Below are 13,509 nucleotides of genomic sequence, written 5' to 3'. Positions count from 1 at the left end.
TGTGTGTATTACTGATTGGCAGCTACCGGCTCGGAGAGCAGGTTGCCCCGAATATAAAAAGTCATCGGATCGGTGATTTCCACTTGTACGAAAGTACCGATCAAATCTTTAGGTCCTTCAAAATGCACCAGCTTGTTGCTGCGCGTACGTCCTGCCAGAACTTCAGAATTCCGTTTGCTCTCGCCTTCAACGAGTACTTCAACGATTTTGCCGCGTTGCTCTTCATTGCTTCGATGGCTGTATTCGTTGATCGTTTCGTTCAAGCGCTTCAAACGTTCCTTCTTCACTTCCATCGGTACGTTGTCTTCCATCACCGCAGCCGGTGTACCTTCCCGTGGGGAATAAATAAAGGTATAGGCAAAATCATACCCTACTTCACGGACAAGGGAAAGTGTATCTTCAAACTGTTCTTCCGTTTCCCCCGGAAAACCAACAATAATATCCGTTGTCAACACAACATCCGGGATGGCCTTTTTAATTTTGTCAGCCAGCTTCAGATAGTGTTCCCGGCTATACTTGCGGCTCATACGTTTGAGTACTTCTGAACTGCCAGATTGCACCGGAAGATGAATGTGCTCCACCAAATTTCCGCCCTTGGCCAGCACTTCAATCAAGCGATCATCGAAGTCACGTGGGTGACTGGTTGTAAACCGTACTCGCGGAATATCAATTTGGCGAATGGCATCCATTAAGTCACCAAAGCTGTAGTTCAGGTCGGTGAAGTCCTTGCCGTACGCATTCACATTTTGACCAAGCAGCGTGATCTCCTTAAAGCCTTGTCGTGCCAAATCCCTAACTTCGGCAATGACATCTTCAGGACGACGGCTGCGTTCTTTGCCCCGCGTGAACGGAACGATGCAATATGTACAGAACTTGTCGCAGCCATACATAATGTTCACCCAGCCGCGCATACCCTCACGTTTCTTCGGCAGGTTCTCAATAATGTCGCCTTCCTTGGACCACACCTCAACAACCATTTCTTTGCTGAACAGTGCTTCCTGGATTAGATGTGGCAGTCGATGCACATTATGTGTACCAAAGATCATATCCACAAAGCCATGCTTCTGCATGATTCGGTTGACGACGCCTTCTTCTTGGGACATACACCCGCATACGCCAAGTAACAATCCCGGACGTTCGAGTTTTAGCGTTTTCAGGTGACCAAGCTCACCAAATACTTTATCTTCCGCATTTTCCCGTATGGCACACGTATTGAGCAGAATAATATCAGCTTCTTTGCGATTCTCTGTAGCCTGATATCCCATAGACTCAAGCAGTCCTTTGATGGTTTCCGAGTCATGCTCGTTCATCTGACATCCATACGTATATACAATATAATGTTTGCCTTTCCCTATGTTTTTCAGTTCATCGGGAACGGCATTTTCGTAAAGCACCTGGACGTCTTCCTTGCCCCGCTGTTTCTCCTGACGATGATTGGGTTCCGATTTGATGTTAATCTCACGGCCCCGGATTCTTATCTTTTTGCTGAATTCATCTTGCGAAATTACTTTGGCATCGGAGAAATCAAAATATTGGGAGTAATCCTTTTTTGAGTCTTTAGCCATTTCCTTCGGTCACTCCTTACAGCCTCTATTAATAAAAAATCGTTCATTCATCCCTGTTCCAGGTGAATTTCTTGCTTGGAACACTAAAAGAGCATTACAGCAAATTATAGCATGAATTGGGCTGTAGTTCCACATCCAAAGCGCATGTCCCTTCGTCTAATCCGTAACATGCCATGTTCAGAAGAACACTCAGAAAATACAAAAACCTGAGCCTTGCCATCAGGGCTGGAATTAACCGGCCCCTGTGGCTGTGCTCAGGTTTATATGTTATTCAGACCGCCCCAATTGGCGGCTAAAGCTATTACATGTAATTAATCGATGATTTCAGCAGTGTCGCCATTACGAGCGCCAGCAGCGTTAGCTTCATCTGTATCAATATGCATGTCCAGTGCGAAAGAATCGGATACACGAGCCAGTACATTTTCCAGTACAAGACCGCGATCTCCGCCCAGGCGAACTTTCAGCATTTGTTTGTCCTCGATACCCCATTTAGCAGCATCAGAAGTATGGAAGTGAATGTGACGAGCAGCAACGATAACACCTTTATCAATCGTAACTTCGCCAGCAGGACCTTTAATTGTGATTCCTGGTGTACCTTCAATGCTTCCAGATTCACGTACAGGTGCTTTAACACCAATCGCAAATGAATCTGTCATGGAGATCTCCAGTTGCGTTTCAGGGCGAACAGGTCCAAGGATACGCACTTTATCAAACTGTCCTTTCGAACCAATTACCGCTACTGTCTCGTTAGCAGCGTATTGGCCAGGTTGGGACAGAGGTTTAAATTCAGTCAGTTCATAACCTTTGCCAAACAAAATTTCAACGTGTTCTTGGGATACATGAATGTGACGGGCAGATACGCCCACAGGTACTGTTTTACTCATTGTAAATTTCACTCCTTGTTTATCTATGGCCTGTACTCAGGCTCTTAACAATCCAATGGTATTATACCCCTTTTTGGAGTGAAATGAAAACGAACTGGTGAAAATTCATGAAATACACTTATTTCACCATCATTCCCGTCCTTTATTTGGAAAACTAGTTTCAATTCAACACATTCAACGCACACACCAGTTCACTATTTCATGGAAGCCCCCTTTATCTTTGGATTGCTCTCTGGCAAGTGTTCCCCCAGATAACTCATTGCATTCCCCCACAACCAGCCACGAACCAGATGTTCATCATAATGTTTGAGCAAGATTTCCGTCAGTCTCGGATAATGTCCTGAATGTTCAAGTCTCTGAATATACGTTGAAATTCCATCAAAATCGGACCCCATCATCAGGTGATGTTGCCCGCCCAGAGAGCAGATCTCCTCAATATGAGGCAACAGATCTTCTATACGTACCTCACCCTCCTGCTTGACAAACCAGGGTACAAACGTCAGTCCAATCCGCCCTTCCCGGGCAATGATAGCCTGAATCTGATCATCTTTCAGATTACGCACATGGGGACATACGCTATAGCTGTTGGAGTGGGAGGCGATAAAAGGACGTTTACTCAAGTCAGCCAGTTCCCAAAAACCTTTCTCTGTCAGATGTGACACGTCGAGCAGCATTCCGATTTCATTACACTGGCGCACCAGTTCCTTCCCCTTCTCGGTCAGACCTGCTCCACGCTTCTCCAATACTCCGTCAGCCGCCCAATTGGCATAATTCCACGTTAGTCCAATGATTCGAACGCCCATCTGATAACATAACTCCAGATAGAACAGGTTGCCCTCCAGGCCATCCACACCCTCCAGTGTGATTAATCCCCACGGACCCTCGGTTTGCCCCACCTGAGCCACCTGTTCCCGCCATAACAACGTCTGTGTACCGCCAGGCCGCGCCTGACTTCTCTCCACACGTCTACGATAAATCTCCAGCTGCCCCATCACATGTTCAAACTTGCCTCTGCCAAGCACTTCGGGTAAATAGATGGCGAACGCCTGCAACCCTACATTCCCCTCTTTCAAACGTTGCAAGTTCACATCCAGTTGTGGAGCATCTTGGAATGAAAGAGCAGGCTGCATCAAAATTTTGCTCAGTGCATCACAGTGAAAATCAGCTACACGCCAATCAGACATGGACATCTTATACCCTCCTCAATATTTATTGCAAAAAAAACGCAAAAAAACCTGTCTACATCCATCGTAAACAGGTTCAATGCATACTGCATGTATTATCTGGGCTCCACAATCAGCTTAATGGCCGTTCGGTCCTCGCCGTCGATCACAATGTCTGTAAAAGCTGGAATACAAATCAGGTCAACTCCGCTTGGTGCTACAAATCCCCGGGCTATCGCTACCGCTTTAATGGCTTGGTTCAGTGCTCCCGCTCCAATTGCCTGCAGTTCAGCATTTCCACGTTCACGAAGAACCCCTGCAAGAGCGCCGGCTACAGAATTAGGATTGGACTTTGCTGAAACTTTTAATACATCCATGGTAAGTACCTCCCTGGGAATGTTGAAAGTTTGTTTCCACTTACTAGATGTTATTCGCGGGAGGCAAAAAAATTCCTTCTTTTTAGACGGGTTTCCCTGCAAATTGGGACAATACCCCTATTCCATGCGCCACTCGTCCTCCATCAGACGAATTTTTTCGATGCGTGTTGCCGCACCTGTAGCTTCATCAATTTCAACAAAAACACCATGGAAGTGCCATTTGCCATCATCCACAACAAAACGTACAGGTAGCTGAGTGTAGAACTTACGCAGCACGGCCTCACGCTCCATGCCCAATATGCCGTCACGAGGCCCTACCATGCCTGCATCCGTCAAGTAAGCTGTTCCTCCAGGCAAAATCCGATCATCATTACTCTGTACATGCGTATGTGTACCTACAACGAGAGACGCACGTCCATCCAGATGCCATCCCATGGCAATCTTTTCTGACGTCGCTTCAGCATGCATATCGACCAAAATACATTTATGGTCTTGGCGCAGCTCATCTACAATTTCATCAGCTACACGGAATGGACAATCCAGAGCAGGCAGGAACGTTCTTCCTTGCAGATTGACAATTGCCAGCTCTTTCCCTTCGCCTTTGACAACCGTGTATCCTCGTCCTGGTGTTCCTGGTGGAAAGTTCGCTGGACGAATCATGCGCGGCTCATCATCTATAAAATCAAAAATATCCTTATTGTCCCAAGTATGATTACCAAGTGTAATACCATGTACACCCCAGTTGAAAAACTCATTTGCGATTGCACCGGTAATGCCGCGACCTGCTGCCGCATTTTCACCATTCACAATCACCACATGTGGCTTATACTTCGATTTCAGATATGGTAAATTTTCCTTTAGTGCCTTACGTCCCACGTTACCTACAATGTCACCAATAAACAAAACTTTCATTGATTACTGCCTCCTCAATTCCTGCAAAGTCCTCTTACTTCAAATGTTGAACCTTTGCAGGACTCTATCTCATGCTCCATGATGTGTAGTTGCATTTTAACAGGCTATCAACAGGAAAAGTGGCCCACTACTGCGGCCACTTTTCCGTAATGCTCTATTTTGCGTATTCAACCGCACGGGTTTCCCGGATGACGGTGACTTTGATGTGACCCGGATAGTCGAGTTCATTCTCAATCATCTTCGTGATGTCACGGGCTAAGCGGAAGGCTTCAGCATCATCGATCTTCTCAGGCTGTACCATAACGCGAACTTCGCGTCCGGCCTGAATGGCGTACGATTTCTCGACACCTTCGAAGGATTCTGAGATTTCTTCCAGCTTCTCCAGTCGTTTGATATACGTTTCCAGCGTTTCGCGGCGTGCGCCTGGTCTTGCTGCGGAGAGCGCATCTGCTGCGCCAACCAACATGGCAATGACCGAAGTCGCTTCACAATCTCCGTGATGGGACGCGATACTGTTGATTACAACCGGATGTTCTTTGTATTTCTTCGCCAGTTCCACGCCAATTTCGACGTGTGATCCTTCCACTTCGTGATCCAGCGCTTTACCGATGTCATGCAATAGACCTGCACGTCTTGCCAGAGTTACGTCTTCTCCGAGTTCGCCAGCCATCAGTCCAGCCAGATAAGCGACTTCCATGGAATGTTTCAAGACGTTTTGACCGTAACTTGTACGGAACTTCAACCGGCCCAAAATTTTGATCAGATCCGGATGCAGACCATGCACGCCCACTTCAAAGGTAGCTTGCTCACCGTACTCACGGATGCGCTCATCCACTTCTTTGCGGGATTTCTCAACCATCTCTTCAATCCGTGCCGGGTGAATACGTCCATCAGCCACCAGTTTCTCCAGGGCAGTACGGGCGATCTCACGGCGAATCGGGTCAAAGCCCGACAGAATAACAGCTTCTGGCGTATCATCGATAATGAGGTCAATCCCTGTAAGGGTTTCAAGCGCACGGATGTTACGTCCTTCACGACCGATAATCCGGCCTTTCATTTCTTCATTTGGCAGGGTAACAACAGATACCGTTGTTTCCGCTACGTGGTCAGCCGCACAGCGTTGGATGGCGAGTGTAATAATCTCGCGGGACTTTTTGTCCGCTTCTTCCTTCGCTTGTTGTTCAATGTCCTTGATCATTTGAGCCGTCTCATGACGAACTTCCTGTTCTACGTTGGACAGTATGATACTGCGTGCGTCTTCCATGGTGAGGTTGGATATACGTTCCAACTCTGTCACCTGGTTTTTGTAAATCATTTCGATCTGCTGCTGAGTCTCATCAATTCGTTTCTCTTTGTTAGCCACTTGCTCTTCTTTACGTTCGAGTGATTCCAATTTTTTATCCAGCGACTCTTCTTTTTGCAACAATCGTCTTTCTTGTCGTTGAATTTCATTTCGACGTTCACGAGTGTCTTTTTCAGCTTCAGCGCGAATGCGATGGATTTCATCCTTCGCCTCCAGCACCGTTTCTTTCTTCAGTGCTTCTGCCTCTTTCTTCGCGTTCTCCACGATTTGTACGGCAGCTTGTTCCGCACTAGAGATTTTAGCCTCTGCAAGAGATTTGCGAATAAAATATCCTACTCCGAACCCAATGAATAGCGCGGCTGCAACGAGAGCGATCGTGATTGCAATTTCCATACTGTTCACCTCCTCGTTGGTTCCTCCAAGGCATTCCTTGGGTCAATTTGCAGTTTTCAAACCTTACATATGTTTGGGAATAACGAATACTCACGGCGATCCCCCGCCGATTTTCATTTCACATGTACATGTTTCCACGTACTATTCACTGTTTCCAGCGAACCCATAATTAAGAATGGTATAAATCTTAAGAAACCGAAACCGCTTTTTTGGAAGGAAAAAGGGTTGTCCATTTCTTACAGACTCATGTCCATTTTAGTATTTGACGAAAGAAATTGTCAAGAGAATGCAGTATAGAGACTCTAGTCTGCTAATCCCATAACAACGCTTCGTCATCTTCAGGGTCCCCAGCCTCATCTTCTTCAATTAAACAATTCACGACCCGGCGCACCATATCCATTGAAAAACCACGTCTCATTAGGAAGGGAAGCGTTTTATTTTTCTTTGCTTTGACGTCCCCTTTGACCTGATTCCATTTTTTGCGTCCGGCACTCAGAGCAGTCTCAAATTCCGCATCCGTACTAACACCTTCCAGTGCTTCAGCAATTAGATCATTGGCAATGCCCTTTTGACGCAGCTCTTGCCTTATCCACAGTTTTCCCTTCCGCTTGCCCTCCATACGCTGTCTTGTCCATTCCTTCGCAAATAGATCGTCATCCACTAACTTCTCCCGCTCAAGTCGATCCAGCGTCTCTTCAATTAATGGTGCAGCAAACTCTTTTTGACGAAGTTTCTGACTTAATTCATGGCGTGTTCGCGGCTTATGCTCCAAAAAGCGCAGAGACTGTGCATACGTCCGCTGTCGCTCATCAGCTACAATGATTTCTTCCAGATCCTTCTTCATAAACGTATTGCCTTGAGTCATCCTGTATTTTATCATCACATCTTCAAGAACCGTAATGGAGTGGATACCAAAATTGATTCGATAGCGAGCTTGCCTGCTCTTCGTTCGTTCTACACGTGTAATAGCCAGTTCTTCGTTGTCCGGAAATTGGGATAGGCCGTCCTGTTCTGCTTCTTCATATAAGTCCTCGTCATGTTGATCCATTCTGGTCTCCCCTTTCATAACATTTTCATTCTGACTACGCCAAGCACATCTTCACATAAGACAAAGAAGACAAAGAACACTAATAATACAAAAGACCGGGAACTCAGCCCGGCCTTTACTCCACAGTTAGCGTGCTAACAGCCCCTGTCCATTGGGACAGGGGCTGTTAGGCAGCACGAGTACACCCACTACAATCCATTATCCAGATTGATCCAAGCTCAATCAGATAAGTTTACGGAGTCCAGAGGGCAACACCCTCAGGATCCTCCCAACAAGGGAGGACTTGAGAGATTACTCGTTGATTTCAAACAATTCTTGTTCTTCTGCTGCTTCTTTTTGTTGCTCTTCACTAGTTGGCGCAGGAACTGCAGTAGTCAAGTTACTTGCTACACGAATTTTTTGTTCAATGATTTCAGCAATATCTTTATGCTCTTTCATGAACTGCTTCGCGTTCTCACGGCCTTGTCCTAAACGCTCGCCTTCGTATGAGTACCATGCACCACTTTTATTAACGATGTCCAGCTCTGTACCAATGTCAATGATACTGCCTTCTCTCGAGATACCCTCACCGTACATGATATCCACTTCCGCTTGTTTAAACGGAGGTGCTACTTTGTTTTTCACGACTTTAATACGAGTACGGTTACCAATCATGTCATTGCCTGATTTGATACTCTCAATACGACGCACATCCAGACGTACTGTGGAATAAAACTTCAGAGCACGACCACCAGGTGTTGTTTCTGGGTTACCAAACATAACGCCGACTTTCTCACGAAGCTGGTTGATGAAGATTGCGATTGTTTTGGATTTGCTGATTGCACCAGACAATTTACGCAGCGCCTGAGACATCAAACGCGCTTGCAAACCTACGTGTGAATCACCCATTTCGCCTTCAATCTCTGCTTTTGGTACCAATGCGGCTACAGAGTCAATAACAACGATATCTACTGCACCACTGCGCACAAGAGCTTCTGCAATTTCCAGCCCTTGCTCACCCGTATCTGGCTGAGATAGAAGCAATTCGTCAATGTTAACACCCAATTTGCTTGCATATTGAGGATCAAGAGCATGCTCGGCATCGATAAATGCTGCTTGTCCACCAACGCGTTGTACTTCAGCAATCGCATGCAATGCGACAGTTGTTTTACCTGAGGATTCAGGTCCATATATTTCAACAATACGGCCTTTAGGCAAGCCGCCTGTTCCTAATGCAATATCCAAAGCCAAGGAACCACTGGGAATAATTTCCACATTCATATGCGTGGACTCACCCAGTTTCATGATGGATCCTTTACCAAATTGCTTCTCTATTTGACGGAGCGCCATATCAAGCGCGGCACGACGGTCTGACAATAAGCTCACACCCTTTACTGTTTATAAGATAATGATACCTTGTTTTAACACGTTTGCCAAGCTTTTTTTCGAACATACATTCGTTTTTTTTGTAAAGGCCGAGGCGCCTCTTCCTCAAGGAAACTTTCCATTAAACAGAAAAAAGAACCGTAAACAAGGCTGTAAAGCCTAATTCTACGGTTCTTCCGTCTTCCTTAATTATACTTGCTTGGAACTGTAAATGCAATCGAAGCTATTAACTAATCAATCCATCGCCACAAGTTTTTGCCATAAACGATAGAGAATCGCTTTGGCTGAACGAATGCGAACCGTCTCGCGATTACCATTAATACGCAGCTCATGAATTTCCGTTTCTTTTCCACGTTCAGCAAGAGCGATGAAGACAAGTCCGGGTGGTTTGCGTTCCGAATATCCCGGTCCAGCTACACCGGTAACAGCCAAGCCAAAATCAGCATCGCCAATCATGCGGATCTGCTCAGCAAGCACTTTTGCAACCTCAGGACTTACCGCCCCTGGTGCATCTTCACCTTCCAGATAATCATGAGGCACATTCAGCAGCTTTTCTTTAATTTCATTGGAGTAACAAACAATTCCACCTTTGAGCATTGACGCACTTCCGGGTACAGAGGTCAGACTTTGCATGACAAGCCCTCCTGTACAGCTCTCAGCAGCGCTGAGCGTCAGCCCCATGTCAGACATCATGGTTACAATCGTGTACTCTATAGGCACATCCTCATTCGCGTAGAGATGTTCTGTCAAACGCTCCCGAATCTGAACCTCCATCGCATCCAGCTTCAGCTTCGCCTCTCCCTCACTCGCAGCCTTTGTGGATACACGTACCGTAACTTCGCCTTCGCTCGCGTAAGGAGCAATCGTAGGGTCTGTCTGCGCGTCAATCAGATCCAATAGTCGATCTTCCAAAGCAGATTCACCAATACCTGCGAATTTGAGCATTCGGGAATAGATCGGCATCTCTTCTGTGAGTACATGCTGGAACAGCCAAGGTTTGACTTCCTGTTCAAACATTGGAATCAGCTCTTTAGGTGGTCCAGGCATCACAACATAATATTTGTCATTGTCAGAAATCGCATTTCCTGCCGCAAGGCCCGTTTCATTGGCCAGAGGTGTTCCGCCATCAATAACGATCGCCTGACGTCGGTTATTCTCTGTCATGTCCACATTACGATCTCTGAAAAAGCTCTCAATTTTGTCCATTGCCATTCGATCTGTATGCAGTTTTCGGTTAAGAACAGCTGCGAGCGCATCCTTGGTCAGATCATCTTGGGTAGGTCCGATGCCACCGGAAAATAAAATAATGTCTGCACGGCTCTGCGCAATGCGAATAGCTTCACTAAGTCGGTTCAGGTTATCCCCAACCACCGTTTGGAAATATACATCGATCCCCATCGCAGCCAATTCACGGGATAGGTATCTGGCATTGGTATTGACGATTTGTCCAAGCAGCAGCTCTGTGCCAACTGCAATGATTTCTGCCTTCATTGAGCATCCTCCTATACACGTGGTGAGTGATCAAAGGGCAATAGGATAATTTCCTATTGCCCCTGACCCAATGCTTCCTTCATGATTACCCATTTAAGAACAAACCATTATGCTTTTGTTAAATGAAGCAAATTTTTGTTTTTGATAAAGTAATCGATACCCGACCAGATGGTAATAAGCGCTGCTGCCCATACCGCAATAATATCGACGTGAATACCCGTGTATGAAAACGGGAAATTATTCAACAGCAACAGCACAATCGCCACAATCTGCACTACAGTCTTCAGCTTGCCCCAAGCACTGGCGGCAACAACCGAACCATCAAGCAATGCAATTTGACGCAAGCCGGTAACTGCAAATTCACGACTAATAATAACAACTGCAATCCAGGAATCCAGCTTGCCCATCTCCACAAGCGAGATCAATACTGCAGTAACCAGCAGCTTGTCTGCGAGTGGATCGAGCAGTTTCCCCAGATTGGTAACCATGTTATTTTTCCGCGCAAGGTATCCGTCAATTCCATCTGTGCTTGCGGCGATGATAAAAATAACAGCAGCAATCAGTTGATTATACGGAAGCGAAAAGCTTCCAAGCTGCAACGGCTCTGGATAAAATGGAAAATCCACGAGCAGGAACACCATCAAAAAAGGGATTAAGCAAATTCGTGCAAGCGTAATCCGGTTGGGTAAATTCACAAGACGCCCTCCCTCATATCCTCCATTACTCCAAACAATCATCATAATCCCGTTATCATCATCCGGAACATGAAATGTACAGTTTCAATGTCAATCCAGATTAACATGATCCCACTATGTAGAAACGCAAAAAATAAAGTCAACCGCTCAAAAGCAAAACCGCTTTAAACGTTCCGGTGACTTCCAGAAGATGTACTGCTTTTCACAAAGTCAGCAAACGATGAGGACTGGACTTGATGCTTGACTGCCAGCAATGCACACTTAGTATAATATACGCCCAATACCGTGTCAAAAAACACTTTAGCTACAAAATGACCATATTACTTAAAATTTGTATATTGCAAATCCAGAGGTAGATTAGCACCATTTAGCAGCTGCATGACAGCTTGCAAATCATTTTTACTCTTACCAGTTACCCGCAGCTGGTCTCCCTGAATCTGACTCTTCACTTTCATCTTGGAGTCCCGAATAAGAATATTGATTTTCTTGGCGATGTCCTGATCAATCCCCTGTTTAAAATTCAAACGCTGGCGGACTGTACCAGAAGACGCTGGCTCTACCTTTGCGTAATCGATGTTTTTCAATGGTAGACCACGCTTCGCCATTTTGGATTGCAGCACGTCAATGACAGCCTTGAGTTTGGTCTCATCATCAGATACGATCGTTAACGCATCCTTATCCAGTTTCAGGCTGCTCTTGCTGCCCTTGAAGTCATAACGAGTGCCAATTTCTTTCTCGGTTTGTGTAACGGCATTTGTCAGTTCTTGCAAGTCCATTTTGGACACGATATCAAATGAATTTTCTGAGCTCAAACCAGTCACCCTTTCAGTTAATCGTATGTTCTGTAACATTATAGAGGATACCTTAAGCAAAAGTCTAATTTCAAGCTGTTTTACACAAAGAAAAAAGCATTTTTGGCAGCCACTTCAAGTGGCTGCCAAAAATGCTTGCTGATCCAGCTTCCAACTAATAGCGGCTGCGGTTGGGCTGTCTGAACATATCGAGCACACCCAAAAGTACATGTGCAAGTCCAAAACCCAATATTCCGTAACCCCAAGCACTTGGAGTCAGGTAATAACCCAGGAGGCTGACAATGATCCCTAAACCTGTTACGATCCAGCTGACTGTCACAGCCATCCACCTCACTTCACCAAAAGTTAACTGCAAGTTAAGACACGATTATTGTCTCCTGCAGTTGACCTGGTTATTCGCTACCCGTGGTACCCCCTGTACCGTCCGTTGATCCATTTTCAACACCTGTGGAAGAAGTAGTGTTACTACTGTCTTCACCAAGCTTCAGACGGATCCGATTGGTCGCCTTGCCATCCGTTACAACTTGCCCGCCAACCTCAATCGTGGTCGCTGCAGCGTAACCGGACTTAATATACATTCCTGTACTATCCAACTCAAAGGTATAGCTGTCACCTTCGGCTGTGTTACCATACTCCAACTTCTCTCCACTGGAGTTTTCGCCTTTGTACACTTCCAGCCAGCTATGACCTGTTGCTTTGATCGTAACCGTTACAGGTTGCCCTGCACTACCGTTAACTTTAAAGTTCGTAATATTTCCTGATTTCCCATCTTCTGCAACAGTCACATTAGACGGTGAATTGTCTGTCGGTTCTTCCTGATTTTCTCCCGTTTGTCCGTCGGTTTGACCATCAGTTTGGCCATCAGTTTGACCGTCCGTCTGTCCTTCAGTGTCTGTACCGCCACCATTACCGCCAGCGTCGCCCTCACCAGTACCGTCAGTACCTGAATCTGTCGCAGGCGGATTAGTTGCCTGTCCGTTGTCGGCAGGTGGATCCGGTTTATCCTCAGGCTGTTGTTGACTGTCTGTAATTTTGACTGAATCAAGCCCCGGATTGTCTGATTCATCACCATTGTTATACACCACGTATACATACAACAGTACTACGATCAAAACAGGGAATGTCCACATCAGCGCGACAGACATCCACCGATTACTACGCTCAACCGGACGGCTGGAACGCTTCTGAATAACCGGTTCCATCGTTGCTTCCGTCTCTTCTGCGGGTACGTCTTTTTTGTGTCCCTCCAGCAGCTCATCAGGATTCAGTCCCACGGTCTCCGCATAGGTTTTGATGAAAGCACGCACATAGAAGCTACCCGGCAGCACTTTATAGTCTCCTGCTTCTATGGCCTCCAGATACCTCTTGCGAATTTTTGTCATTTCCTGTACATCGTCAAGACTCATCCCTTTTTGCAGCCGGGCCTCCCTTAACTGCTGACCCAGTTCAGACATGCCATCTCCTCCTTATGTTTATCTCTTGAGTTGTTGCTAATCTATTT

The 13,509-nt window shown here is 46.0% G+C and carries 13 protein-coding genes; all 13 read right to left on the bottom strand.

Annotated elements, in window-relative coordinates; all coding sequences use genetic code 11:
- Window positions 1–8 precede the first annotated feature (8 nt).
- The 13 genes from miaB to J2X75_RS03990 all read right to left on the bottom strand — a co-directional run bounded on the left by miaB (window position 9) and on the right by J2X75_RS03990 (window position 13,462).
- Window positions 9–1,565, bottom strand: coding sequence for a tRNA (N6-isopentenyl adenosine(37)-C2)-methylthiotransferase MiaB (miaB, locus tag J2X75_RS04050; protein WP_310334433.1), 1,557 nt, complete (start codon window positions 1,563–1,565; stop codon window positions 9–11).
- Between the two features lie 311 nt (window positions 1,566–1,876).
- Entirely contained in the window at window positions 1,877–2,449 is a 573-nt protein-coding gene (pduL, locus tag J2X75_RS04045) for a phosphate propanoyltransferase (RefSeq protein WP_017689107.1), read from the bottom strand.
- A gap of 194 nt (window positions 2,450–2,643) precedes the next feature.
- Window positions 2,644–3,639 carry a dipeptidase gene (locus tag J2X75_RS04040; protein ID WP_310334431.1) on the bottom strand — a complete coding sequence of 332 codons (996 nt, stop codon included), beginning with the start codon at window positions 3,637–3,639 and terminating at the stop codon, window positions 2,644–2,646.
- An 89-nt stretch (window positions 3,640–3,728) separates the two neighbouring features.
- Complete coding sequence (locus tag J2X75_RS04035; protein ID WP_007430104.1) at window positions 3,729–3,989, bottom strand: stage V sporulation protein S; 261 nt, start codon at window positions 3,987–3,989, stop codon at window positions 3,729–3,731.
- 117 nt (window positions 3,990–4,106) lie between these two features.
- Complete coding sequence (locus J2X75_RS04030; protein ID WP_017689109.1) at window positions 4,107–4,901, bottom strand: TIGR00282 family metallophosphoesterase; 795 nt, start codon at window positions 4,899–4,901, stop codon at window positions 4,107–4,109.
- 154 nt (window positions 4,902–5,055) lie between these two features.
- Window positions 5,056–6,597, bottom strand: coding sequence for a ribonuclease Y (gene rny, locus J2X75_RS04025; protein ID WP_036670418.1), 1,542 nt, complete (start codon window positions 6,595–6,597; stop codon window positions 5,056–5,058).
- 310 nt (window positions 6,598–6,907) lie between these two features.
- Entirely contained in the window at window positions 6,908–7,645 is a 738-nt protein-coding gene (locus J2X75_RS04020; protein ID WP_310334428.1) for a regulatory protein RecX, read from the bottom strand.
- Window positions 7,646–7,936: 291 nt separating this feature from the next.
- Entirely contained in the window at window positions 7,937–9,001 is a 1,065-nt protein-coding gene (recA, locus tag J2X75_RS04015) for a recombinase RecA (protein ID WP_053783851.1), read from the bottom strand.
- Window positions 9,002–9,244: 243 nt separating this feature from the next.
- Entirely contained in the window at window positions 9,245–10,501 is a 1,257-nt protein-coding gene (locus tag J2X75_RS04010) for a competence/damage-inducible protein A (protein ID WP_124114099.1), read from the bottom strand.
- A gap of 107 nt (window positions 10,502–10,608) precedes the next feature.
- The gene (pgsA, locus tag J2X75_RS04005; protein WP_062833849.1) at window positions 10,609–11,196 is read right to left on the bottom strand and encodes a CDP-diacylglycerol--glycerol-3-phosphate 3-phosphatidyltransferase; all 588 of its coding nucleotides are present in this window, start codon (window positions 11,194–11,196) and stop codon (window positions 10,609–10,611) included.
- A 320-nt stretch (window positions 11,197–11,516) separates the two neighbouring features.
- Window positions 11,517–12,008, bottom strand: coding sequence for a YajQ family cyclic di-GMP-binding protein (locus tag J2X75_RS04000; RefSeq protein WP_017689115.1), 492 nt, complete (start codon window positions 12,006–12,008; stop codon window positions 11,517–11,519).
- Between the two features lie 154 nt (window positions 12,009–12,162).
- A complete protein-coding gene (locus J2X75_RS03995) occupies window positions 12,163–12,327 on the bottom strand; it encodes a hypothetical protein (RefSeq protein ID WP_167350848.1) in 165 nt (54 codons plus the stop codon).
- A gap of 73 nt (window positions 12,328–12,400) precedes the next feature.
- Window positions 12,401–13,462, bottom strand: a complete 1,062-nt coding sequence (locus J2X75_RS03990; protein WP_310334425.1) for a helix-turn-helix domain-containing protein — start codon at window positions 13,460–13,462, stop codon at window positions 12,401–12,403.
- Window positions 13,463–13,509: the final 47 nt, after the last annotated feature.

This window comes from Paenibacillus sp. 2003 (assembly GCF_031455635.1).
Taxonomy (GTDB): domain Bacteria; phylum Bacillota; class Bacilli; order Paenibacillales; family Paenibacillaceae; genus Paenibacillus; species Paenibacillus amylolyticus_B.
The sequence above is the reverse complement of the archived record's forward strand: the minus strand, read 5'-3'. Positions and strand labels throughout refer to the sequence as shown.

Bases quoted from the DNA above. Each gene is read 5' to 3' on its own strand.
- miaB (WP_310334433.1), bottom strand. From the start codon at position 1,565: ATGGCTAAAGACTCAAAAAAGGATTACTCCCAATATTTTGATTTCTCC.
- pduL (WP_017689107.1), bottom strand. From the start codon at position 2,449: ATGAGTAAAACAGTACCTGTGGGCGTATCTGCCCGTCACATTCATGTA.
- J2X75_RS04040 (WP_310334431.1), bottom strand. From the start codon at position 3,639: ATGTCCATGTCTGATTGGCGTGTAGCTGATTTTCACTGTGATGCACTG.
- J2X75_RS04035 (WP_007430104.1), bottom strand. From the start codon at position 3,989: ATGGATGTATTAAAAGTTTCAGCAAAGTCCAATCCTAATTCTGTAGCC.
- J2X75_RS04030 (WP_017689109.1), bottom strand. From the start codon at position 4,901: ATGAAAGTTTTGTTTATTGGTGACATTGTAGGTAACGTGGGACGTAAG.
- rny (WP_036670418.1), bottom strand. From the start codon at position 6,597: ATGGAAATTGCAATCACGATCGCTCTCGTTGCAGCCGCGCTATTCATT.
- J2X75_RS04020 (WP_310334428.1), bottom strand. From the start codon at position 7,645: ATGGATCAACATGACGAGGACTTATATGAAGAAGCAGAACAGGACGGC.
- J2X75_RS04010 (WP_124114099.1), bottom strand. From the start codon at position 10,501: ATGAAGGCAGAAATCATTGCAGTTGGCACAGAGCTGCTGCTTGGACAA.
- J2X75_RS03990 (WP_310334425.1), bottom strand. From the start codon at position 13,462: ATGTCTGAACTGGGTCAGCAGTTAAGGGAGGCCCGGCTGCAAAAAGGG.